We start from the raw sequence: 23,890 nt of genomic DNA, 5'->3' as shown, positions 1-23,890 counted from the left end.
AATCTTTAGAAAAAAAACAATAGTGTTTGCGGTGAATATGCACATAAAAACAACATCTAAAAGAATATTGGCTAAATTATCATGTATTATTTGCATTATTGATTCATACCCACTTTGGAGATGCGCTGTGGCATTGGTTTTAGACGGTCGTGCATTGGCAACACAAATCGAAGCTGATTTGTTGGTACGTGTAGAAGCATTAAAAGCAAAATCGGGTCGTACCCCAATTTTGGCAACAATTTTAGTTGGTGATGATGGTGCATCTGCAACTTATGTGCGTATGAAAGGAAATGCTTGCCGCCGTGTGGGCATGGATTCTCTAAAGGTTGAACTGCCAAAAGAAACGACAACTGAACAATTACTTGCTGAAATTGAAAAATTAAATGCAAATCCAGATGTACACGGTATTTTGCTTCAACATCCAGTACCTGAACAAATTGATGAAAGAGCATGTTTTGATGCGATTTCACTCGAAAAAGATGTGGATGGTGTGACTTGTCTTGGTTTTGGTCGTATGTCAATGGGCGAAGCCGCGTATGGTTCAGCAACTCCAGCGGGTATCATGACGATTTTAAAAGAAAACAAGATTGAAATTGCAGGTAAGCATGCCGTTGTTGTTGGTCGTTCAGCAATTTTAGGTAAACCAATGGCAATGATGCTACTACAAGCCAATGCTACCGTGACGATTTGTCATTCACGTACTCAAAACCTTCCTGAGTTAGTGAAGCAAGCCGATATTATTGTGGGTGCAGTAGGTAAGGCTGAATTAATTCAGAAAGATTGGATTAAACAAGGTGCTGTTGTCGTTGATGCTGGTTTCCATCCACGTGATGGCGGTGGTGTGGGTGATATCCAATTAGTGGGTATTGAAGATGTTGCATCAGCTTATACACCAGTCCCAGGTGGTGTAGGACCTATGACGATCACGACCTTGATTCGTCAAACAGTTGAAGCTGCTGAAAAAGCTTTAGGTTAAATATCCACTTTAAGCCCTTCTAAATAGAGGGGCTTTTTTTAAGAATTTAAGAAATATGAGCTGTACATTTCAATTTGCGAAAGCACCTGATCAATTGCTTAAAGCCTTACATGAAGTTATTCCAAACACTGATTTATTGGCACAGCAGTTACCTGAAACCCCAATTTCATTGTGGCTAATTCCTCCTGTTTTTCCAACTGATCGTTTAGATGATGAGGTAATTCGTCGTATTTGGAATGAAACCCCTTATTGGATTTTTTGCTGGGCTTCAGGGTTGGCGATGGCGCAATGGCTACTCGCTGAACCACATCATGTAAAAGATAAGGTGGTATTGGATTTTGGTGCAGGCTCAGGTGTGGTTGCAATAGCAGCAAAAATGGCTGGTGCAAAACGTGTTATTTGCTGTGATATTGACCAAGTAAGCTTGGAGTCATGTCGTGAAAATGCATTACTCAATAATGTAGAACTTGAATATCTAGATGATTTATACAAATCTGAACAGGTCGATGTTTTACTTGCTGCTGATGTACTTTATGATCAGTGTAATCGTTTCTTTTTAGATGAGTTTTTGAAGTTCGCACCTGAAGTATGGGTGGCGGATAGTCGTGTGAAAAATTTTAGCCATCCGCAATATTTGAAAATAGATGAAAGAAGTGCAACGACTTGGCCCGATTTAGATGAAGCCAAAGAATTTCGAAATGTAAGTTTTTATCGTACACATCCTCAATAGGTTCTAAATCAAGATAGGGCACTTTGTTGTGTTCTCTGTTTATCAAATAGCAACAGAGATTATTTTGAGTGGATGATAAAACAAGTCTCAACGATTCAAGTTTTGAAAGTTAATTCACTTTGATGCTTTCGTACTTGATCGTAATACAATCAAAATGAGGCTTAAATAGTGAATATTAAACAATCAGATGACACTAAACACGGGACTTTTGAGATTTTTGCTGCTGATGTAAAAGCTGGTGAGATGGCTTATACGTGGGCAGGTGATTCAATGTTAATCATTGATCATACAGATGTCGAAGATCAATTTCGTGGACAAGGAATTGGTCGTCAATTGTTGGATGCTTTGGTTGCATTTGCACGTGAACGAGAGATTAAAGTTATTCCTTTGTGTCCTTTCTCTAAATCTGTTTTTGATAAAGATCAGTCAATTCACGATGTGCTAAAAGTATAACGATTGATGAAACGTATCTGAAATTGATTCAGATACGTTTTTATGTCTTTTATGAATTAGTTGCAGTGATAGCGAACAACTTTAAGGGTAGAAGGTCGAGCTTCTAAAGCCTGACGAGTCGCATAACCTTCACTATTGTTCAGATCTGGCGAATTTGTAAGACCAAAAGTGGTACGGCTATTGCCAAGCTTAACACCATATTGTTCTTGTTGAGTTGGGTTCATGATTTCATTCACACTCAACACTGAGATTTTATAATTTTTATCAGCACCTAAAACTTGTTTACAAGCATGTTGTAATTTGCGCTCGTCAACATCACGATTGCTATGTGCTGCTAAGGTGTATGCTAGAGTCGCTGATGTTGCTGTTTTATTTTCAATTTGATAGCCAGTCACGCCATTGTATTGATGCGGACTAGTTTGACATGCTGCAATGAAAAGACTACCGCTTACAATAACGAATAAATTAGTTTTTTTCATATCAATGGTCCTGTTATTTCTGTTTTTAAGTATCGCATAAAATCAGCTTTAAGTTGTTAGGATTCTTTAAAACCTACGCTATTCATCGCATATGGGTTCAAAGTTAAAGAAAGAATTTTCGTTTTCGAACAATTTTGCATATAATCTGCCAAGTTTTTTTATTTAATACAGAAGTCATTGCTTTATTGCAGTATCGAAGCCCGTTTTTTAACGGGCATTTAATTTGTTGCTCAAATAAATAAGGCAAGTCTGGATAGGTATGTCATGATCTCTACAGATAGTCAAAAAAAATATGTGGTTGCATTTGACCAAGGTACCACGAGTTCACGCGCGATTGTGTTGGATCACGATGCAAATGTAATCACGATCGCTCAACGTGAGTTTACCCAAATCTACCCACAACCAGGTTGGGTAGAGCATGATCCGATGGAGATATGGGCAACACAAAGTGCAGTCTGGGTTGAGGCACTTGCACAGGCAAGTATTTCAAGTGATCAAATCGCAGCGATTGGAATCACCAACCAACGTGAAACTACTGTAATTTGGGATAAAAAAACAGGTAAACCTATCTACAATGCGATTGTTTGGCAAAGTCGTCAAAGCAACGAAATTTGTAATCAGCTTCGTCAAGATGGTTGGCAAGACTATATTCGTAAAGTCACAGGGCTTGTGATTGATCCGTATTTTTCTGCAACAAAAATTAAGTGGATCCTAGATCGAGTAGAAGGTAGTCGTGAGCGTGCGGAGCGTGGTGAGCTTCTTTTCGGTACGATTGATACATGGTTGATTTGGAAACTTACCAATGGGCAAGCACATGTAACTGATTATACTAATGCTTCTCGAACTATGCTTTTCAACATTGAAACTTTGGAATGGGATGATAAGTTACTCGAAGCTTTAAATATTCCGAAAGCAATGTTGCCTGAAGTACGTAGTTCTTCGGAAGTGTACGGATATACGCATACAATTAGTGGGCAAGAAGTTGGAATTCCAATTGCAGGTATTGCTGGTGATCAGCAAGCCGCATTGTTTGGACAAATGTGCGTAGAAGTTGGACAAGCTAAAAACACTTATGGTACGGGTTGCTTCCTTTTAATGAACACGGGCAAGCGAATTGTTCAGTCTGAACATGGTTTACTTACAACAATTGCATGTGGTGCAAAAGGTGAAGTGAATTATGCATTAGAAGGTGCTGTGTTTAATGGTGGTTCATGTGTGCAATGGTTGCGTGATGAATTAAAAGCGATTAATGACTCACATGATTCTGAATACTACGCAACTAAAGTAAAAGACAGCAATGGGGTCTATGTTGTACCTGCGTTTACAGGTTTAGGTGCGCCATATTGGGACCCTACAGCACGTGGTGCGATTTTGGGTATTACACGCGGTGTGAGTATTGAGCATATTATTCGAGCAACTTTAGAATCGATTGCATATCAAACACGTGATGTTTTAGATGCAATGCAACAGGATTCGGGTGAAAAATTACGCACATTACGAGTTGATGGTGGTGTAACCGCAAACAATTTCTTGATGCAATTCCAAGCTGATATTTTAGGCACTTCAGTTGAGCGACCTGCAATGAAAGAAACTACAGGTATGGGCGCTGCGTTTTTAGCTGGTTTAGCGGTCGGGTTTTGGTCTGATTTGAATGAATTAAAGAGTAGAATGACGATTGAGCGTAGTTTTACTCCTGAATGTACCCGCGATGAAACCGAAAAACTCTATAAAGGGTGGTTAAAAGCTGTTGGACGTACTCGTGATTGGGCAGAGGATTAGGGTAAAATAGCCGCCGAAGATATACAACAACACAGGATATAAGAGCATGAGCTTGATACTACGCCAACAAAAAACCCTCGAATTAGTGAGAGAACGTGGCTATATAAGTATTGAAGAGCTTGCTCAATATTTTGATGTAACACCTCAAACGATTCGTCGTGATATCAACCAGCTTGCTGATGAAGGTTTGCTGCGTCGCTATCATGGCGGAGCAGCACATGATTCAACGGTGGAAAACACGGAATATACGACTCGTGTTGGCTACATGCTTGAAGAAAAAAGAACGATTGCAGCGGCTGTAGCAGCGGCTGTTCCAGACCATGCATCTTTATTTATTAATATTGGTACAACCACCGAAGCAATCGCCCATGCACTTTTAAATCATACGGGTTTAAAAATCATTACCAACAATCTTAATGTAGCTAAGATTTTGAGTACTAAGGAAGACTTTGAGGTCTTAATTGCCAGTGGTCGTGTTCGTCCTGACGGTGGGGTTATTGGTCAAGCCACGGCTGATTTTTTTAAACAATTCAAAGCTGATTATGCGCTGATTGGTATCAGTGGTATTGAAGAAGATGGAACACTTCTTGATTTTGATTTTCAAGAAGTGTGTGTTTCTCAAGAAATTTTATCTAGTGCTAGGCAAGTGTTTTTAGCAGCCGACAGTAGTAAATTTGGTCGTAATGCCATGATCCGATTGGGATCACTCAAACAAGTTGATTGTATATTTACAGATCAGCAGCCTAATGAAGAATATATGAAAACAATCCGTGAATTGGATGTTGGTTTGATTGTCGCAAAATAAGTATTCATTTTCGAACATTGCTATGTGCTATTTGAGCTAATTGATTTAGCTCAAGATTTCTATTTTTTAGTCTAAAAACTTTCAAAAAATCTTTTTTGTTTAATACTTCAGCATTTTTCCTGTGATTTCTAAATTTACCATTTATCATTAAATGACTACTGATTGGCACTTTTATGTCTATTTTTCATTGTTTATTTTCATTTGATGTGTTTTAATTTTCATTATTGAACAATAATGAAAATTTGCGGTGACATATGCAAACTTCTCCTCTGTCAAAAGACAAAATTTATGATATCGCTGTGATTGGTGGTGGTATCAATGGTGTAGGTATCGCTGCAGATGCAGCAGGACGTGGTTTGTCTGTGTTCTTATGCGAAAAAGATGATTTAGCAAGCCATACATCTTCTGCAAGTAGCAAGCTCATTCATGGTGGATTGCGCTACCTCGAACATAAAGAATTCCGTCTCGTCCGTGAGGCATTGGCTGAGCGTGAAGTGTTATTGGCTAAAGCCCCGCATATCATTCGTCCAATGCGATTTATCATGCCGCATCGCCCACATTTACGTCCAGCATGGTTGATTCGAACAGGCCTATTTTTTTACGACCATTTAGGTAAACGTGAAAAATTATTGGGATCAAATAATGTCTATTTTAAAGATGACAGCCCACTAAATTCAGCAATTACTCGCGGTTTTGAATATTCTGATTGTGCGGTTGATGATTCACGTTTGGTTGTGTTAAATGCCATGCATGCACGTGAAAAAGGGGCAGATGTTGTTACTCGCACACGTTGTTTATCAGCTCAACGTGTAGAGGGTTATTGGGTAGTAGAACTAGAGAATGCACAAGGTTCATTTAAAATTAAAGCTAAAGCTTTAGTTAATGCTGCAGGCCCTTGGGTTGCACAGTTTATCAAACAAGATTTACAGCTTAAATCACCTTATGGCATTCGTTTGATTCAAGGTAGTCATATTGTTGTGCCAAAACTCTATGAAGGTGATAAAGCATTCATAATGCAAAATGATGACCGTCGTATTGTGTTTGCAATTCCGTATTTAGATCAATACACAATGATTGGTACAACTGACCGTGAATATCAGGGTGATCCATCAAAAGTGCAAATTACGCAAGCAGAAACAGATTATTTGCTTGAAGTGAGTAATGCACATTTCAAAAAACAGCTTACTCAAGCTGATATTATTTGGACATTTGCTGGAGTTAGACCATTATGTGACGATGAGTCCGATAATCCTTCAGCCATTACGCGAGACTATACCTTAGCTTTATCTCAAGAAACTCATGATCAGGCACCATTACTTTCTGTTTTTGGCGGTAAATTAACAACGTATCGTAAGCTGGCTGAATCTGCCATGCATCAGTTGAATCCATTTTTCCCTGAAATGAAAGAGAGTTGGACGGCATCAGAAGCTCTACCTGGTGGAGAAAATATGGCATCTGCTGAACAATTAGCAAATGAGATTCGTGCACAAATTACTGATGTTTCTGAGAGCTTAGCAAAACGTTGGGCTACTTCTTATGGTTCACGTATTTGGAATATCTTAGGCGAGTCAGTTTCAATTGATCAGCTTGGACTGAGTTTTGGACATGGTTTATTTGCTAAAGAAGTGGATTACTTGTGTCGATTTGAATGGGTAACAACTAGCGAAGATATTCTTTGGAGACGTTCTAAACTAGGATTGGTTTTTGCGCAAAATGAAATTGATCGCTTAGATTCCTATTTATCAAACAAGCCGAATCATACTGTAGCAGCTTAAATAAACTAATATAAAAAAGATCGCCGAAGCGATCTTTTTTATTATCCCTTGATCCCTCTTTATTAAAGAGAGGAAACTAAGATAATTAAGCAGATTTAACAGCTGCTAATAATTCATTTTGACGATCTTTAAGTGCTTGCGGTAAACGATCACCAAGTTTAGTAAATAACTCAGTGTGGCTTTCAAGCTCTTTGATCCATTGGTCTTTGTCTTGAGCTGTAACAGTTTCGAATTGCTCTTTAGAGAAGTCGATACCTGTCCAGTTCAATTGTTCGTAAGTTGGAACGTAACCAATAGGAGTTTCAGTTGCTTCAGCACGGCCTTCACAACGATCAATGATCCACTCAAGAACACGCATGTTTTGACCGAAACCAGGCCATACGAAGTTGCCTTCAGCATCACGACGGAACCAGTTTACGTTGAAGATTTTTGGTAATTTATTACCAGCAGCTTCTGCTTTAGCACCTACTTCTTGACCAAGTTGTAACCAGTGACCGAAGTAATCAGCCATGTTATAACCTGCGAAAGGAAGCATCGCAAATGGATCACGACGAACAATACCTTGTTGACCAACAGCAGCAGCAGTTGTTTCAGAGCCCATAGTTGCAGCTTTATAAACGCCATCAACCCAGTCAAATGCTTCAGAAACTAAAGGTACTGTGTCTGCACGACGACCACCGAAGATGAATGCAGAGATCGGTACACCTGCTGGATTTTCCCAGTCAGCGTCGATAGAAGGGCATTGACCTGCTGAAACTGTGAAACGTGCATTTGGATGTGCAGCTTTTTCACCTTCAACGTGTGGCTGACCTTTCCAGTTGGTTAAGTTTGCTGGAACTTCTTTAGAAAGACCTTCCCACCAAACTTCACCGTCTTCAGTAACAGCAACGTTGGTATAGATAACATCTTTAGTTAAAGTTGCCATACAGTTCGGGTTGGTCTTGGTATTTGTACCAGGTGCAACACCGAAGAAACCAGCTTCTGGGTTGATTGCATATAAACGACCATCTTCACCTGGTTTAATCCAAGCGATATCGTCACCTACAGTCTCAATCTTCCAACCTTCATAACCCGCTGGTGGAATTAACATTGCAAAGTTAGTTTTACCACAAGCAGAAGGGAATGCCGCTGCGATGTAGTGTTTTTCACCTTGTGGGTTTGTTACGCCCAAAATAAGCATGTGCTCAGCTAACCAGCCTTGTTCACGACCCATTGCAGATGCGATACGTAAAGCTAAGCATTTTTTACCAAGTAAAGCGTTACCACCATAACCAGAACCGTAAGACCAGATTTCACGAGTTTCTGGGTAATGCACGATATATTTTTCACTGTTACAAGGCCAAGCAACATCTTTTTGACCTTCTTTAAGTGGTGCAGCTACTGTATGTACACATGGGATGAATTCACCATCTGTACCTAACACGTCATAGACTGCTTTACCCATACGCGCCATTTTAGTCATGCTAACAGCAACGTAAGGTGAATCTGTTAATTCGATACCGATATGTGCAATGTGGCTACCTAATGGACCCATAGAGAAAGGAACCACATACATGGTACGGCCTTCCATTGAGCCATCAAATAAACCATTTAACTTTTCGCGCATTTCTGCAGGAGCAACCCAGTTATTCGTTGCACCAGCATCTTCTTGGTTTTGAGAGCAGATATAAGTGCGATCTTCAACACGAGCAACGTCAGAAGGGTCAGAATTTGCAAGGTAAGAACCAGGATGTTTTTCTTGGTTAAGTTTTTGCATGGTGCCGTTAGCGATCATCAAGTCGATCAGACGTTGATATTCTTCTTCGCTTCCGTCACACCATTCGATTTTTGCTGGTTTGGTTAGTTTTGCAATTTCTTCCACCCATGCAATAAGCTTAGGGTGACGAACGAATTCTGGTGCGTTCACTTGGGTCATGGTGATGCCTTTTTAAAGTGTGTACGACGTACAGTTCTATTCATTGGGTGACAATGAAAATAGATGAAGTAAAAAAAGTGGCTGTATTAAAGCACAAAATCGTAAAAAAAATAAGACTATCGGATCATATTCCCGATTAGTGAAAGAATATATATTTTTTCATAAGTTATTGTTTTTGATGTTTTTGGTTATGGTTTTTGTTCGCATGTGATTTTTTTATGTGTGTTATTTTTATTATAAATGCCTATTAAAAACAATAGTTTATGATTTTTAATTTTTCTTGAGAATTATTATTGATAAATTGAATAATCATCATCCGAATTTTACATAAACTAGCTTTTAATTGTTGTTTTTATAAACAAATATATTGGATATCGTCGTCAAGGCTGCAGTATATGAATCAAGAGTTACAGCCCTTATCTATTATTTATAATCAAAAGTCTGGATTTCATGCAGCTCAACAAGATGAAGTCTACGAGCGTCTGATGACATTTTGGACTCGATATGGTTTTGAGATTCAGGTGTTTGAGCTAAATGCGAGAAATGATTTTGATGCGATGATGGAAACAGTATTACTAAGACATCAGCAATCTGAAAAAACTGGTGTTATTGTGGCTGCTGGGGGAGATGGTACTCTGAATGCTGTTGCAAAAAAATTAATGCACACTGATATCCCTATGGGAATTATTCCTTTGGGAACATTTAATTATGTTGCTCGTGTTTTAGAAATTCCAATTGATATTTTTAAAGCTGCTGAAGTGATCGCGACAGGTACTTATCGAGAAGTGCATATTGCAACTTTAAATGATCAAATCTATTTAAATAATGCAAGTTTAGGTTTATATCCATTGTTTATTAAAAAAAGAGAAACATTCAATCGACTTTTTGGTCGCTTCCCCTTACATGCTTATACATCCGCTTTAGATGTTTTATTGCGTGAGCATCAATCTTTGAAATTATCGATTAGTATTGATGAAAAAAAATATCCGGTTAAAACACCTTTGATTTTTTTTGGAAATAATCAATTGCAACTCTGTGATATGAAATTAAGAATTGCAGAATGTGCTGCAAATGGAAAACTGGCTGGTGTTTTGGTAGCTAAAAATGATCGATTGAGTTTATTAAGAATGTTATTTCAGTTTGTTCAAGGAAAAATTGATCAAGCATCTGATGTTTATTCATTTTGCGCAGAACATATTCAAGTTGATTCTAAAAAGAAAAAATTAACAGTTGCACTTGATGGTGAAATAGTCGAGTTGGAAACTCCTTTAAATTTCGCAGTAAGAAAATCAGCATTAAAAGTGATGGTTCCACATGTTATTACACCTGTCTGACTTACATTTTGGAACTGAGCGTGAAGTTTGTATTCAGGCAATTCGTGATTTTTGTAAATTACACCATCCAGAAGCTGTGATTGTCAGTGGAGATTTGACGCAAAGAGCGAGATTGAAACAGTTTTTTGATTGTCGACAATTTCTCGATTCTTTAGATTTGCCCTATTTGGTTGTTCCAGGCAACCATGATATTCCTTTGTTCCACGTATGGAATCGCTTTTTTTCACCATTTGTTCGTTATCAGGCATTTTTTGGTCGATTAGAAACGATATTAGAAACATCGAATTTCTATATTGTTGGGGTGAATAGCATACGTCGCCGCTATCATACACGCGGTCATGTATCACTAGAACAAATACATGAAGTAGCTGAAAAGCTAAGAAATGCTCCGAATAATAAAACCAAGCTCGTTGTGTTTCATCAACCTTTTTATACCTTTCCTCATGATCATGGGGATAAAGATTGTCCCGTATTGGCTAAGATAGCGCTTGAACAATGGGGTAAGACAGGACTTTGGGGACTGTTACATGGACATTTGCATAAAGTCGCTATACATGATTTGAATCAGGTGTTTAATTTGGGATTTGATCATTCAATTTATGACATTCATGCTGGAACAGCTATTTCTAATCGATTGCGTTTTGGCTTGTCTAACAGTTTTAATATAATTTCAGCAAGCGGCGAAATCGAACATTATTGGTTTGATGATCAGTCTTTAAGTTTTATAAAAAAGTAAATGCTTTTTTTACGAATGTTTGAATTTTGGATATAGATAAGTTTTTTATTATTGAATAGAATGCCTACATTTATTTCTATATTGTGAGTAAGGGGTTTCTTTATTCAAATCTATTTTTAATTAAAAAAATAATAGCGAATATTTAAATTTGAAATCTATAAGGCTGTTATGGATTTTAAAAATTTAGATGATAGCGAATTATCATTATTTTAATATTTAAGATTTTCTAAAGATTTTAATCTGTAGAAATAAGAAAAAGTTTATAATCAATTCGAATATGTGGTGATAAAATGACACAAGTATCATTAATCGTAAAAGATACTCATGGTAAATTCTCTGAAAATAATAATGTGGCTATTTCACAAGGCGACTCGACTACAATCATCATAAAATCAAATGAAACTGTAAAAATCGCAATTAATCCTTCAGAAATTGCATCAGTAATCCAAGAAGGAAATAATGTTGTATTTCATCTAAAAGATGGCACAAAGGTTATTGTTGAAAATTTTTATCTCGCCGAAAATCCACAAATTATCCTCCAAAATGGTCAAAAATACTGGGAAGCTAAACTCATCTCAGAAGCGGAAGGTAAAATCTTTGTTGAATATGTAGAGCTAACTGAATTACCTCAGATGGTTTCAGATACCACTTCAATCTATTCATGGATTTTAGGTGGTTTAGCTGGGGCTGGATTAATCGCCTTAATAACAGATAAAGACCGTATAGATACTACTCCACCTGAACCTGGTGTATTGCAATTACAGAATTATACTGACACGGGCATTTCAAGCACAGACCAAATCACACAAGATAAAAGCTTTACACTTGCAGTTACAGGTCAAGAAACAGGTACAACGATACGCTACTTAGTTTCAAAAGATGCTGGACAAACTTGGCAGGAAACCACAGCGAGTCAAACGGATTTAGCCGATGGTACATATCAATTTAAAGCAGTCGTAACGGATACTGCTGGAAATAGTTCAGAAACTGCAATACAGCAAATTATCATCGATACAACAGCACCGAGTGCAGGTGTATTAAGCCTTGTTGATTTAAGTGATACCGGTATTTCAAGCACAGACCAAATCACACAAGATAAAAGCTTTGCACTTGCGGTGACAGGTCAAGAAACAGGCACAACGATACGCTACTTGGTTTCAAAAGATGCTGGACAAACTTGGCAAGAAACCATAGCGAGTCAAACTGATTTAGCCGATGGTACATATCAATTTAAAGCAGTCGTAACGGATACTGCTGGAAATAGTTCAGAAACTGTAATACAGCAAATTATCATCGATACAACAGCACCGAGTGCAGGTGTATTAAGCCTTGTTGATTTAAGTGATACCGGTATTTCAAGCACAGACCAAATCACACAAGATAAAGGTTTTACACTTGCAGTTACAGGTCAAGAAATAGGTACAACGATACGCTACTTAGTTTCAAAAGATGCAGGACAAACTTGGCAGGAAACCACAGCTAGTCAAACGGATTTAGCCGATGGTACATATCAATTTAAAGCAGTCGTAACGGATACTGCTGGAAATAGTTCAGAGACTGCAATACAGCAAATTATCATCGATACAACAGCACCGAGTGCAGGCGTTTTAAGCCTTGTGGATTTAAGTGATACTGGTATTTCAAGCACAGACCAAATCACACAAGATAAAAGCTTTACACTTGCAGTTACAGGTCAAGAAACAGGCACAACGATACGCTACTTAGTTTCAAAAGATGCAGGACAAACTTGGCAGGAAACCACAGCGAGTCAAACGGATTTAGCAGATGGTACATATCAATTTAAAGCAGTCGTAACGGATACTGCTGGAAATAGTTCAGAAACTGCACTACAACAAATCATCATCGATACAACAGCACCGAGTGCAGGTGTATTAAGCCTTGTTGATTTAAGTGATACCGGTATTTCAAGCACAGACCAAATTACACAAGATAAAAGCTTTACAGTTGCAGTGATAGGTCAAGAAGCAGGCACAACGATACGCTACTTAGTTTCAAAAGATGCAGGACAAACTTGGCAAGAAACCGCAGCGAGTCAAACTGATTTAGCTGATGGTACATATCAATTTAAAGCAGTGATAACGGATACTGCTGGAAATAGTTCAGAAACTGTAATACAGCAATTGGTGGTAGATAATATAGCTCCACCACAAGCCAATCTGGTTCTAATAAATTTTGATGATACAGGTTCTTCATTAGAAGATAAGATTAGCCTTGATAATAGTTTTAATTTATCTATTGCTAATTCAATTGTCATTGGAGCTGAAGTAGCACTTCTGGACCATTTTGAAGTTTCAATTGATGGTGGGCTGACTTGGAATGAAACTACAGTTAATCAAAATGACTTAGTGGATGGTTCTTATCTATATAAAGCGATTGTGACTGATTTAGCAGGAAATAAAACAGAATCTGCAATACAAAAAGTGATAGTAGATCGTAATTTAGAATTATCAAATGATTCTTTTAAAATTGAATCATTTACAGAAGATAATACAATCAGCTTATTAGAAAAAGAACAATTGATTCCAATCCGAATTAGTCTTAATTCTTTGCCAGAGGATATAGATCAAACTCTGACGAAAGTGATTACGATGCTTGGTGAAACTACCGTTAATTTTGTATTTGATGCTATTCAGCAGGATTGGGTTGCTGAAGTTTCTACCAACAATTTATGGTCTGATCAGCAGCAAAATAGCTTAACGATAGATATTAATATTACTGACATTGCTGGAAATACTACGTCACTCCAAAAAGTTCATACCTACCTAATAAATCACCAACCTTCAGTTCCAATTCTTTTAGAAAGCAAAAATAGTTTACTTGAAGGAGTTGTTATTTCTGGAATGGCATTTAAAGGCAGTACGATTGATTTATATAAGGCAGATGGGACTTGGCTTGCCGATACCGTTGTGGATGAAGATGGATATTTTACTATCCAAACTGAATTATCTGATCTAGATCAAGAGATATATGTGACTTCAAATTATGAAGGGTACGTAAGTGAGCCATCTTCACACAGTAAAATTACTGAAGTTCCATCATTAAATATCATTAGTATTAGCCAAAGTGGCATGATTACAGGATTAGCAACTGCCTCAAGTACTATTTATGTCAAAGATATTAATGGAAATTTAATTCAAGCATTTTCACTGAATGATTCTAATAATATTTTATTAAACTCTTTAGATGGTATCGATTTAGGATCAATACAATCATTTAGTCTGCAATTGGATCAGCAATTACCTGAAGGCACTGAAATTGTTATCACTGCTGAAAAAGATGGAACTTTAGGTTTTTCGCACATGATCACTACAGATTACACTCCAGCAGACTTTTTAGAGACGCCAAAATTTGATCAAAATGGTGACTTTCTTTCTGTTCTAGTGAGTGAACCCAATACATGGATTTTGGTAACCGCTGAATCAGGGCAAGTAATAGGTGCTGGGTATACTGACGAGAATGGATTTATCGAGGTTGAAATCTGGCAGACATTAAAAGAGGGAGAGCTAGTCACAGTTGTGACACGTGACGGCAACCATAATATAAAAGAATTAGTTATCGAAGCACCTAATTTTGCTTATGCCCCTGAAGTTCATCATATCTCACAAAATGGTCTAATGAATGGTTATGCAGAGGCTGGCAGCACAATTTATGTAAAAGATTTAGAAGGTGTGATTATTGGTGAGACCACAGTTTATAGTGAATATGAATGGCTTGATTTTGTTGAATTTAGTTTATCAGTCAATAGAACATTGAATGAGGGAGAGGAACTCTCTGTTTATTTAGTTGATTCTAAGGGTGTGACAAGTGCTGAAACACTTATTCAAGTTGATTTTACAGCACCGTTGGCTCCAGAAAATTTAAGTTTTAATGCAGATGGCGATTGGATATATGGTACGGCTGAACCATATGCAGAAATTACTGTTAAAACCAGTGAGGGATATATTCTAAACCAATGGTCTTGGTCTAATTGGGCTAATCAAGAAGGTAAGTTTGCAATTGAATTAAGTAAATTCCTAACTGATGCGGACATCATATATGTAACAGCAACTGACAGTAATGGAAATGAAAGCTCGATCGCAGAACTAGTCGCACCAGATTATGCTTTTGCTCCAATTATTGAAAATCTCTCTAACAGTGGTGTTTTCAGTGGTTATGCTGAGAATAACAGCACCTTAATTATTAAGGACATAAATGGGCTAACAATTGCTGAAACTGCAATTTTTGATGGGAATGATTGGATTGAGACCACTTATTTCAATTTTACTCTTGACCGACCATTAATTGATGGCGAAGTATTTCATCTTTCGATACAAGATGAACGAGGACAGATTAGCAAGGAAACAGTAGTTGTTGCTGATGTAAGTGCTCCCAATGTGATTGAAAATATAGTATTTAATCAAAATGGTCAGAACTTTACTGGAACTGCAGAAGTACAAAGTTACATTGAAGTATTTGATATTAATGGTAATCAAGTAGGTTGGGGCAATGTTGATGCTTTAGGTAATGTCTCTGGACATTTCTACCAAACCTATTTAAACGGGGAAGAGTTAACCTTTGTTGTAATCGACCGAGCAGGCAATCGTAGTCTTGAATATAAACAAACTGCGTTAGACGATGATGTTGCTCCAAATCCTATAGAGAACTTAATTCTAAATGAAGATGGTCAGGGCTTTACAGCAAGTATTGAGGCAGATAGTCGCGTTGAAGTCTTCGATACAGAGGGTAATCAAGTAGGCTGGGGTTATGCTGATAGTTTGGGTAATGTCTCTGGACATTTCTACCAAACCTATTTAAAGGGAGAAGAGTTAACCTTTGTTGTGATTGACCGAGCAGGTAATCGAAGCACTGAAGTTAAACAAATTGCTTTAATAGATGATATTGCACCAAATGCGATAGAAAACTTAATCCTAAATGAAGATGGTCGAAGCTTTACAGCAAGTGTGGAGGCAGACAGTCACGTTGAAGTCTTCAATACAGAGGGTAATCAAGTGGGCTGGGGCTATGCTGATAGTTTGGGTAATGTTAGCGGGTATTTGAATCAAATATTTCTCAAAGGAGAAGAGCTGACATTTGTGGTGATTGACCGAGCTGGCAATCGAAGTCCTGAAGTTAAACAAATTGCGCTAATAGATGATATTGCACCACATGCGATAGAAAACATAATTTTTAATGAAAATGGTCAGGGCTTTACAGCAAGTGTGGAGGCAGACAGTCGCGTTGAAGTCTTCAATACAGAGGGTAATCAAGTAGGCTGGGGTTATGCTGATAGTCTGGGGAATGTCTCTGGAATGTTCTATCAAACTTATTTAAACGGAGAAGAGTTAACCTTTGTTGTAATTGATCGAGCGGGTAATCGCAGTGTTGAAGTTAAACAAACTGCTCTAAATGATGATATTGCACCAAATGCGATAGAAAACATTGTATTGAATGAAAATGGTCAGAACTTTATTGGAACTGCAGAAGCAAATAGCAATATAGCAGTGTTTGATGCTGAAGGAAGCCAAGTTGGTTGGGGAAGTACTGATAGCTCAGGAAATGTCAGTGGGTATTTGAATCAAATATTTCTCAAAGGAGAAGAGCTGACATTTGTGGTGATAGACCGAGCAGGAAATCGTAGTGTTGAAGTTAAACAAACTGCGTTAAATGACGATATTGCACCGAATGCGATAGAAAACTTAATCCTAAATGAAGATGGTCGAGGCTTTACAGCAAGTGCGGAAGCAGAGAGTCGCATTGAGGTCTTCGATATTGATGGTAATTTGATAGGCTTGGGCTATGCTGATAGTTTGGGTAATGCCTCAGGAACTTTTTATCAAACTTATTTCAAGGGGCAAGAGCTAACCTTTGTTGTAATTGATCGAGCGGGTAATCGCAGTGTTGAAGTTAAACAAACAGCGTTAAATGATGATATTGCACCAAATGCGATAGAAAACATAATTTTTAATGAAGATGGACAGAACTTTACAGGAATTGCTGAAGCAGAAAGTCGTATTGAAGTCTTTGATACTAATGGCAATCAAGTAGGTTGGGGAAGTACTGATAGCTCAGGAAATGTCAGTGGGTATTTGAATCAAATATTTCTCAAAGGACAAGAATTAACATTTGTTGTGATTGATCGAGCAGGCAATCGAAGTCCTGAAGTTAAACAAACAGCGTTAAATGATGATATTGCACCGAATGCGATAGAAAACATAATTTTTAATGAAGATGGTCGAAGCTTTACATCAAGTGCGGAAATAGGAAGTCAGATTGAAATATATGATACAGATGGAAGTCAAGTAGGCTGGGGTTATGTTGATAGTTTGGGAAATGTCTCTGGATATTTCTATCAAACTTATTTAAACGGAGAAGAATTAACCTTTGTTGTAATTGACCGAGCGGGTAACCGCAGTGTTGAAGTTAAACAAACTGCGTTAGACGATGATGTTGCTCCATTAGCTGTTAAGAATCTTACTATTACATCAGAGGGTATAATTTCTGGTGAAGCAGAGCCAAATTCAACAGTTGAGATAACTGACCAATACGGTGCATTTATTGCAACTACGTATGTAGCTTATGATGGAACCTTCAGTCAATCAATCAATGTGAGCCAATATCAAAATCAAAACATTAGCTTAATTGTGAAAGATTTGGCAGGTAATCGTAGCGAAATAGTCTCTGAGCAATTACCTGAATTTACAAATTCGCCGAACCCAGCAACAGATCTCAAGCTAGATGCAGAAGGTCATGTTTTGATGGGAATAGCAACTGCGGGGATGGCTCTTATTGTTACGAAGAGCGATGGAGAGCGTATTAACGGTTGGTGGAATAATACGGTGAACGATGATGGTAGTTTTAATATCTCCTTAAATGACTATTATCTTCAAGGACAAACATTACAAGTACGTGTCTATGATCTGAATACTAATCTATATAGTTTAGTTACTGAAATTATTGCACCTTTAGACAGTATAGCTCCAATTGTAGATGAAGCCGTGATTAGTGAGGATGGTTATACGATTACAGGTCAAGTTGATTCAAAGGCAATAATAAAAGTAGTCGATGCTGATGGTGACTTAAGGGCAGAATATCAAACGGATGAAAATGGATATTTTATTCTTAGTATTTATCCACCAGTTTTGCGTGGTGAGCAATTATTCGTAACAGCAACTGATTTAGCAAAAAATATAAGTGCTCCATTTAACATCGACTTTCACGCTGATATCAATGCACCACAATCAGTTGAAAATGTTGTTGTAGCAGATAATGGCTTCTTTATTGAAGGCCATGCGGTACCAAACAGTTATCTACGTATAGTTGATGTACAAAGTAATTATATTGCGAACGGTTATGTAAATGAGTCGGGTTATTTTAATATTCAGTTCTATCCACCTCAGGCTAGTGGACAAACTCTAAGAATAGTTGTTGAGCAAAATGGATATCAAAGTGCTTACACAGAAATAATGGTACCAGTCGATACTGTTGCACCAAATGCTCCAACCGAACTTTCATTAAAAGATGGAAACCTACTTTCGGGTCAGGCGGAAGCATATTCAACTGTTAACATTTTTGATGAAAATAATAATCAAGTAGGGCAAGCGATAACAGACAGTAATGGAATTTTCTCGACTTGGTTATCGTCTCAATTTTGGCATGGTGAAACATTGACTGTAAATGTAGTCGATATCAACCAAAATGTGAGTTCAAGTGCGACAATTATTGCAACAACTGATGTCACAGCACCTGATACAGTCACACAGCTTGCAATAAATGAATGGGGATCATTGATTGGACAGGCGGAAAGCAACGCTACTGTTGAAATCACTTATTATTTTGATGATCAATTACCATCATTAACTAGCACTATGGCATGGGTTGATGGAACGTTCTCTTGCTACATATATCAAAATGCAATCTCAGTCTCTCTAACAGTTGTTGACCGTGCAGGGAATCGTAGTGAAAAAATAACTCAGAAATTAAATGATTTACCAAAAATAACTGTAGATCAGTTTAAAGGTGATGCAACTGACAATACTTATATGGTTGATCATACTAATGATTTTATTCAAGAATATACAGTTGTTGCTCATGATGTATTTCAGGATATTTGGATGGATACCAGTCACTATGAGGAGCAGTGGGTGGTCTCTGGTTACAGTAACTACTTATGGGTAGAGTCTGGTTACTACGAAGATATATGGATTGATACGAGTTACTATGAAGATGTATGGGTAGATACGAGCTTTTACCAAGATGTCTGGATAGTTGATGGTACAAGAGATGTTTACACTGATTTGAATGGATTAAATTATTACTCTAATGATGGTTCTTATGATGCCTATCTAAGTAATTATTACGATTACAATTTAAATCAATGGCAGTTGGGTTATGAGCTTTCAGGTCCATATGTTGAAGAATTAGGACATTACGAGCAGCAACTTGTACAAGATGGTTATTATGACTCTAAGTGGATTGTGCAAGGTCATTATGAGCAGCAATATGTTAATGATGGTTATTTTGAAGAGGTCTGGATAGATACGAGTGATTACCAAAATGTGTGGGTTGAAAGTGGTTATTGGGAAACTCAAATAGTTGGTGTTGATTATACAGACGTTGATCTAGGCGGACATGATAAAATTATAAGTTCAGTCAGCTATAGTTTGTCTGGATTTTATCAATTCATTAGTGATGCCGAAACTTCTGATTCATATTTGGAAAGCGGACGTTATGTTGAAAATCTAGAGTTAGTGGGTTCTGCTCATTTGTATGCAACTGGTAATGCACTGGATAATCTTTTAACAGGTAACGCTGGTAATAATGTTTTAAATGGCAAAGAAGGAAATGATACATATTTGGGCGCAGATGGTTCAGATAAAATCATTTTCCATTTACTAAATTATTATGATGCAACTGGTGGTAATGGACAGGATACAATGCTGGACTTCTATTTGGGTGATGTAAAACTGAATGCTCAAGCTGATCAAATCGATCTTAGTAATTTGTTCGTAAGTTCCGCATTAGATGAAACAACTGTTGTAGATTTTATCGATGTCAACCAAGAAAATGGCAACTCAATTATTAGTATTGATTTGGATGGAGTGGACTCAACTTATGAAAGTACTCCATTGCTTACCCTGTTGCAAACCAATACTACTCTAGATGAGCTACTCAATAATCAGCAGATTGTATTGTTCAATTAAAGAATAAAAAGAGCTGTCTCAGACAGCTCTTTTTTGTTTGATGGAGACAATTTGTTCAATCAAAATCACTTTTTATAAAAAAAACTAAAAAAGTATAAATTTTTTTATTTTTACCCTTGAAGCCTTTTTTTTTAACCCCACAAATGTGGCATATCAAATTTTTTGTTCATTGCTACTGATTAGCAATGCAAATTAATCAAAAAAGACTAAGTCTGATGGAGTTAACTATGAGCAACATTCGTCCGTTACATGATCGTGTTGTGATTCGTCGCGTAGAAGAAGAAACCAAGACTGCTGGTGGTATTTTACTTCCAGGTTCTGCTGCTGAAAAACCTTCTCAAGGTGAAGTGATCGCAGTAGGTAATGGTCAAATCACTGACAATGGTGTACGTGCTTTGGATGTTAAAGTTGGAGACAAAGTATTATTCGGTACTTATGCAGGTACAACTGTAAAAGTAAACGGTGAAGAACTCTTGATTATGAAAGAGTCAGATATCTTAGCTGTGCTTGAAGGCTAATCGACACATAACTCACATTTATTATCAGATAAAGTATTTAAAGATTCGGAGTTTAACATGTCAGCTAAAGACGTAAAATTTGGTGATTCAGCTCGCTCAAAAATGATTGCAGGTGTAAACGTACTTGCAGATGCGGTTAAAGTCACTTTAGGTCCTAAAGGTCGTAACGTTGTAATCGATCGTTCTTTCGGTGCACCTCACATCACTAAAGATGGTGTAACTGTTGCTAAAGAAATTTCTTTAAAAGACAAGTTTGAAAACATGGGTGCTCAACTTGTTCGTGAAGTTTCTTCAAAAACAAATGACATCGCGGGTGATGGTACAACGACTGCAACTGTACTTGCTCAAGCAATCTTAAATGAAGGGATCAAATCAGTAACTGCTGGTATGAACCCAATGGACTTAAAACGCGGTATTGATATTGCAGTTAAAACTGTTGTTGAGAACATCCGTGCAAATGCAAAGCCTGCTGATGATTTCAAAGCAATTGAACAAGTCGGTTCGATCTCTGCAAACTCTGATACTACTGTTGGTAAGCTTATCGCTCAAGCGATGGAAAAAGTAGGTAAAGAAGGTGTTATCACTGTAGAAGAAGGTTCTGGCTTCGAAGATGCATTAGATGTTGTAGAAGGTATGCAGTTCGACCGTGGTTATATCTCTCCATACTTCGCAAACAAACAAGATACTTTAACTGCTGAACTTGAAAATCCATTCATTCTTCTTGTTGATAAAAAAATCAGCAACATCCGTGAATTGATTTCTGTTTTAGAAGCAGTTGCTAAAACTGGTAAACCTCTTCTTATCATCGCGGAAGATGTTGAAGGCGAAGCACTTGCAACTCTTGTTGTCAACAACATGCGCGGTATTATCAAAGTATGTGCAGTTAAAGCACCAGGTTTTGGTGATCGTCGTAAAGCGATGCTTCAAGATATCGCAATCTTGACTGGCGCAACTGTAATCTCTGAAGAAGTAGGCATGTCTTTAGAACAAGCTTCTCTTCAAGATTTAGGTACTGCTCATAAAATCACAGTGTCTAAAGAAAACACAGTGATTGTTGATGGTGCTGGTAATGCTGAACAAATCGCTGAACGTGTTCAACAAATCCGTGCGCAGATCGAAGAATCTACGTCTGAATATGACAAAGAAAAACTTCAAGAACGTGTTGCTAAATTAGCAGGCGGTGTTGCGGTGATTAAAATCGGTGCTGCAACTGAAGTTGAAATGAAAGAGAAGAAAGACCGCGTAGATGACGCACTTCACGCAACTCGTGCTGCAGTTGAAGAAGGTGTTGTTGCTGGTGGTGGTGTTGCTCTAGTACGTGCTGTTAATGTGTTAGAAGGTCTAAAAGGCGCTAACGAAGATCAAACAGCAGGTATTAATATTTTGCGTCGTGCAATCGAAGCTCCACTTCGTCAAATCGTTTCAAATGCTGGTGATGAGCCATCAGTTGTAATTAACGCAGTGAAAGCAGGTGAAGGTAACTTTGGTTACAACGCTGCAACTGGTGAATACGGTGATATGTTAGAAATGGGTATCCTTGACCCAGCTAAAGTAACTCGTTCTGCACTAGAACATGCTGCTTCAGTTGCTGGTTTAATGTTGACTACAGAATGTATGATCACTGATATCCCAGAAGATAAACCAGCTGCTCCAGATATGGGCGGAATGGGCGGAATGGGTGGTATGATGTAATCACATCGTCGCTCATATTTAAAGAAAATCCCTGCCAAGGCAGGGATTTTTTTACGTTTGAAGTATAGAAAAATCACAATCAAAACGTTATTAATGATCTGACTTAAATAAATAACTTGATAAGTAAATTTTAAATAATTAAACGGTTTTAAGAGTAGAAAATGGTTCGGTTATCATTATTAATTCTTGGGTATATGGGTTTAAGCTCGCAAGCCTATGCAGATACGATAAAAGATTCATTCCAAGGTGAGACTAAGGTTTTTTTGAATATTTATGGTTTTGCGGCGGACATAAATGGAACAATAGGTTATCAAGGGATTAACTATCAGTTAGATCAACCTTTTAAAGATACCCTAGAGGCGCTTGATCAAGCTTTGATGGGACATCTGGAAGTAACCAAAGGGAAGTGGGGGATTTATACTGATATTCAATATGTAAAGACTGAAGAAGAAAAGCAAGTTTATAATTACCCAATTGCATTATCGACCACTGTAAACTTAAGTAATGCAGGAATTTATTATCGTGCATTTGAACAATTTTCTGATGGTACAGGCTGGATCATTGAACCCACTTTAGGTGTGAATTATACAGATCTAAAGGGAACCTTAGATGCTTTGGGCAAAGGTGTTGCTGTTGAAAAAGATTGGTTTGAATATTTTGGTGGGGCGCGCATACGTTACAACTCTACCTCTCCGTGGAATTTAGCAGCGCAATACACTCACGGTACTGAACAAACACAAATCGCTCAGGCTTATTTGGGATATCGTAAAGCTGTATTTTCAACCCCAGTAAATTTTAGAGTGGGTTATCGATACGTTTCACAAGACTATTCTGATGGTAATTTTAAATGGGATACCGTACAAAAAGGTCCTGTCGTTGGTCTAGGATTCGGATTTTAATTTAGAATCAAATGACTATGAGTATTGAAAAAAAATAAGAAATGCAAAAGCATTTCTTATTTACAAATCACTTTAACAGGATAATCATCCATGTTGAAAAAATGATTCCAAGAGATACAAATTGAGCAGCACTGCCCATATCTTTGGCATTTTTTGAGAGCTGATGTTTCTCCAACGATATTCGATCAACCACAGCTTCAATTGCTGAATTAAATAACTCTACAATAATAGCAAGTAAGCAAACAGCGACCATCAATGCTTGTTCAAGGGCAGAAACATCAACAAAAAAGCTAGTTGGAATTAAAACAAGATTGAGTAATAAAATTTGTCTAAAAGCGGCTTCATGGCTGAATGCGGCTTTAAACCCAGCGAGAGAATAACCCGTTGCATTCAAAATACGCTTGATACCATTTTTGCCTTTGTAGGGAGAGTAAGGCGTCATAACAGAACTTTAAGAGATAAAATATGTCGCCATTATAAAAGTAAAACTGCTTCTGAGGATTGGCAATAAGTCGCATGATCTCTGCAAAGTTGTAATGTTTCTCGCCATTTTATTGGAAACGTTGAGATTTAATTTGTCAATTTGACTGATGCTAAGG

Annotated in this window: 15 protein-coding genes; 12 read left to right on the top strand and 3 right to left on the bottom strand. The window is 37.6% G+C overall.

Annotation, left to right across the window (positions count from 1 at the left end; genetic code table 11):
• Positions 1-127 precede the first annotated feature (127 nt).
• From folD to H2677_RS11225, 3 genes are all read left to right on the top strand, one after another.
• On the top strand, positions 128-976 hold the full coding sequence (folD, locus tag H2677_RS11235) for a bifunctional methylenetetrahydrofolate dehydrogenase/methenyltetrahydrofolate cyclohydrolase FolD (protein WP_004956122.1): 849 nt from the start codon (positions 128-130) through the stop codon (positions 974-976).
• Between the two features lie 55 nt (positions 977-1,031).
• Complete coding sequence (locus H2677_RS11230) at positions 1,032-1,706, top strand: class I SAM-dependent methyltransferase (protein WP_004956126.1); 675 nt, start codon at positions 1,032-1,034, stop codon at positions 1,704-1,706.
• Positions 1,707-1,874: 168 nt separating this feature from the next.
• The gene (locus H2677_RS11225; RefSeq protein ID WP_099948992.1) at positions 1,875-2,159 is read left to right on the top strand and encodes a GNAT family N-acetyltransferase; all 285 of its coding nucleotides are present in this window, start codon (positions 1,875-1,877) and stop codon (positions 2,157-2,159) included.
• 56 nt (positions 2,160-2,215) lie between these two features.
• On the opposite strand, the gene H2677_RS11220 is transcribed toward H2677_RS11225, so the two are convergent.
• Entirely contained in the window at positions 2,216-2,638 is a 423-nt protein-coding gene (locus H2677_RS11220) for a hypothetical protein (protein ID WP_099948991.1), read from the bottom strand.
• A gap of 264 nt (positions 2,639-2,902) precedes the next feature.
• Here H2677_RS11220 and glpK point away from each other — a divergent pair, with 264 nt between their 5' ends.
• The 3 genes from glpK (at position 2,903) to glpD (ending at position 6,997) form a co-directional block, all read left to right on the top strand.
• Positions 2,903-4,417 (top strand): glycerol kinase GlpK, encoded by a 1,515-nt coding sequence (gene glpK, locus H2677_RS11215; protein ID WP_004912734.1) that lies wholly within the window; start codon positions 2,903-2,905, stop codon positions 4,415-4,417.
• A 46-nt stretch (positions 4,418-4,463) separates the two neighbouring features.
• Positions 4,464-5,222, top strand: a complete 759-nt coding sequence (locus H2677_RS11210; protein WP_004956133.1) for a DeoR family transcriptional regulator — start codon at positions 4,464-4,466, stop codon at positions 5,220-5,222.
• Between the two features lie 254 nt (positions 5,223-5,476).
• On the top strand, positions 5,477-6,997 hold the full coding sequence (gene glpD / locus H2677_RS11205; protein WP_212638567.1) for a glycerol-3-phosphate dehydrogenase: 1,521 nt from the start codon (positions 5,477-5,479) through the stop codon (positions 6,995-6,997).
• 85 nt (positions 6,998-7,082) lie between these two features.
• On the opposite strand, the gene H2677_RS11200 is transcribed toward glpD, so the two are convergent.
• On the bottom strand, positions 7,083-8,912 hold the full coding sequence (locus tag H2677_RS11200; RefSeq protein WP_199955955.1) for a phosphoenolpyruvate carboxykinase (GTP): 1,830 nt from the start codon (positions 8,910-8,912) through the stop codon (positions 7,083-7,085).
• Positions 8,913-9,307: 395 nt separating this feature from the next.
• Here H2677_RS11200 and H2677_RS11195 point away from each other — a divergent pair, with 395 nt between their 5' ends.
• The 6 genes from H2677_RS11195 (at position 9,308) to H2677_RS11170 (ending at position 23,291) form a co-directional block, all read left to right on the top strand.
• Positions 9,308-10,246 carry a diacylglycerol/lipid kinase family protein gene (locus H2677_RS11195; protein ID WP_212638566.1) on the top strand — a complete coding sequence of 313 codons (939 nt, stop codon included), beginning with the start codon at positions 9,308-9,310 and terminating at the stop codon, positions 10,244-10,246.
• Positions 10,227-10,982: a metallophosphoesterase family protein gene (locus H2677_RS11190; RefSeq protein WP_212638565.1), complete on the top strand. Its 756-nt coding sequence runs from the start codon at positions 10,227-10,229 to the stop codon at positions 10,980-10,982. Before H2677_RS11195 ends, H2677_RS11190 begins: the two co-directional genes overlap by 20 nt.
• Before the next feature lie 290 nt (positions 10,983-11,272).
• A complete protein-coding gene (locus tag H2677_RS11185; RefSeq protein ID WP_212638564.1) occupies positions 11,273-20,182 on the top strand; it encodes an Ig-like domain-containing protein in 8,910 nt (2,969 codons plus the stop codon).
• A gap of 227 nt (positions 20,183-20,409) precedes the next feature.
• Positions 20,410-20,700: a co-chaperone GroES gene (locus H2677_RS11180; RefSeq protein WP_000065579.1), complete on the top strand. Its 291-nt coding sequence runs from the start codon at positions 20,410-20,412 to the stop codon at positions 20,698-20,700.
• A 57-nt stretch (positions 20,701-20,757) separates the two neighbouring features.
• Positions 20,758-22,392, top strand: coding sequence for a chaperonin GroEL (gene groL / locus H2677_RS11175; RefSeq protein ID WP_004956155.1), 1,635 nt, complete (start codon positions 20,758-20,760; stop codon positions 22,390-22,392).
• 161 nt (positions 22,393-22,553) lie between these two features.
• The gene (locus H2677_RS11170) at positions 22,554-23,291 is read left to right on the top strand and encodes a porin family protein (protein ID WP_212638563.1); all 738 of its coding nucleotides are present in this window, start codon (positions 22,554-22,556) and stop codon (positions 23,289-23,291) included.
• Between the two features lie 67 nt (positions 23,292-23,358).
• Here the strand turns inward: H2677_RS11170 and H2677_RS11165 are convergent, their stop codons facing one another.
• Entirely contained in the window at positions 23,359-23,733 is a 375-nt protein-coding gene (locus tag H2677_RS11165; protein WP_212638562.1) for a diacylglycerol kinase, read from the bottom strand.
• Positions 23,734-23,890 lie beyond the last annotated feature (157 nt).

It is taken from the genome of Acinetobacter junii (assembly GCF_018336855.1).
GTDB classification, from domain to species: Bacteria; Pseudomonadota; Gammaproteobacteria; order Pseudomonadales; family Moraxellaceae; genus Acinetobacter; species Acinetobacter junii.
The sequence above is the reverse complement of the archived record's forward strand: the minus strand, read 5'-3'. Positions and strand labels throughout refer to the sequence as shown.

Excerpts from the sequence above, each read along its gene's own strand:
- groL (WP_004956155.1), top strand. The coding sequence starts at position 20,758 with ATGTCAGCTAAAGACGTAAAATTTGGTGATTCAGCTCGCTCAAAAATG.
- H2677_RS11190 (WP_212638565.1), top strand. The coding sequence starts at position 10,227 with ATGTTATTACACCTGTCTGACTTACATTTTGGAACTGAGCGTGAAGTT.
- H2677_RS11165 (WP_212638562.1), bottom strand. The coding sequence starts at position 23,733 with ATGACGCCTTACTCTCCCTACAAAGGCAAAAATGGTATCAAGCGTATT.
- H2677_RS11185 (WP_212638564.1), top strand. The coding sequence starts at position 11,273 with ATGACACAAGTATCATTAATCGTAAAAGATACTCATGGTAAATTCTCT.
- glpK (WP_004912734.1), top strand. The coding sequence starts at position 2,903 with ATGATCTCTACAGATAGTCAAAAAAAATATGTGGTTGCATTTGACCAA.
- H2677_RS11230 (WP_004956126.1), top strand. The coding sequence starts at position 1,032 with ATGAGCTGTACATTTCAATTTGCGAAAGCACCTGATCAATTGCTTAAA.
- H2677_RS11200 (WP_199955955.1), bottom strand. The coding sequence starts at position 8,912 with ATGACCCAAGTGAACGCACCAGAATTCGTTCGTCACCCTAAGCTTATT.
- glpD (WP_212638567.1), top strand. The coding sequence starts at position 5,477 with ATGCAAACTTCTCCTCTGTCAAAAGACAAAATTTATGATATCGCTGTG.
- H2677_RS11195 (WP_212638566.1), top strand. The coding sequence starts at position 9,308 with ATGAATCAAGAGTTACAGCCCTTATCTATTATTTATAATCAAAAGTCT.
- H2677_RS11170 (WP_212638563.1), top strand. The coding sequence starts at position 22,554 with ATGGTTCGGTTATCATTATTAATTCTTGGGTATATGGGTTTAAGCTCG.
- H2677_RS11220 (WP_099948991.1), bottom strand. The coding sequence starts at position 2,638 with ATGAAAAAAACTAATTTATTCGTTATTGTAAGCGGTAGTCTTTTCATT.
- H2677_RS11180 (WP_000065579.1), top strand. The coding sequence starts at position 20,410 with ATGAGCAACATTCGTCCGTTACATGATCGTGTTGTGATTCGTCGCGTA.
- H2677_RS11210 (WP_004956133.1), top strand. The coding sequence starts at position 4,464 with ATGAGCTTGATACTACGCCAACAAAAAACCCTCGAATTAGTGAGAGAA.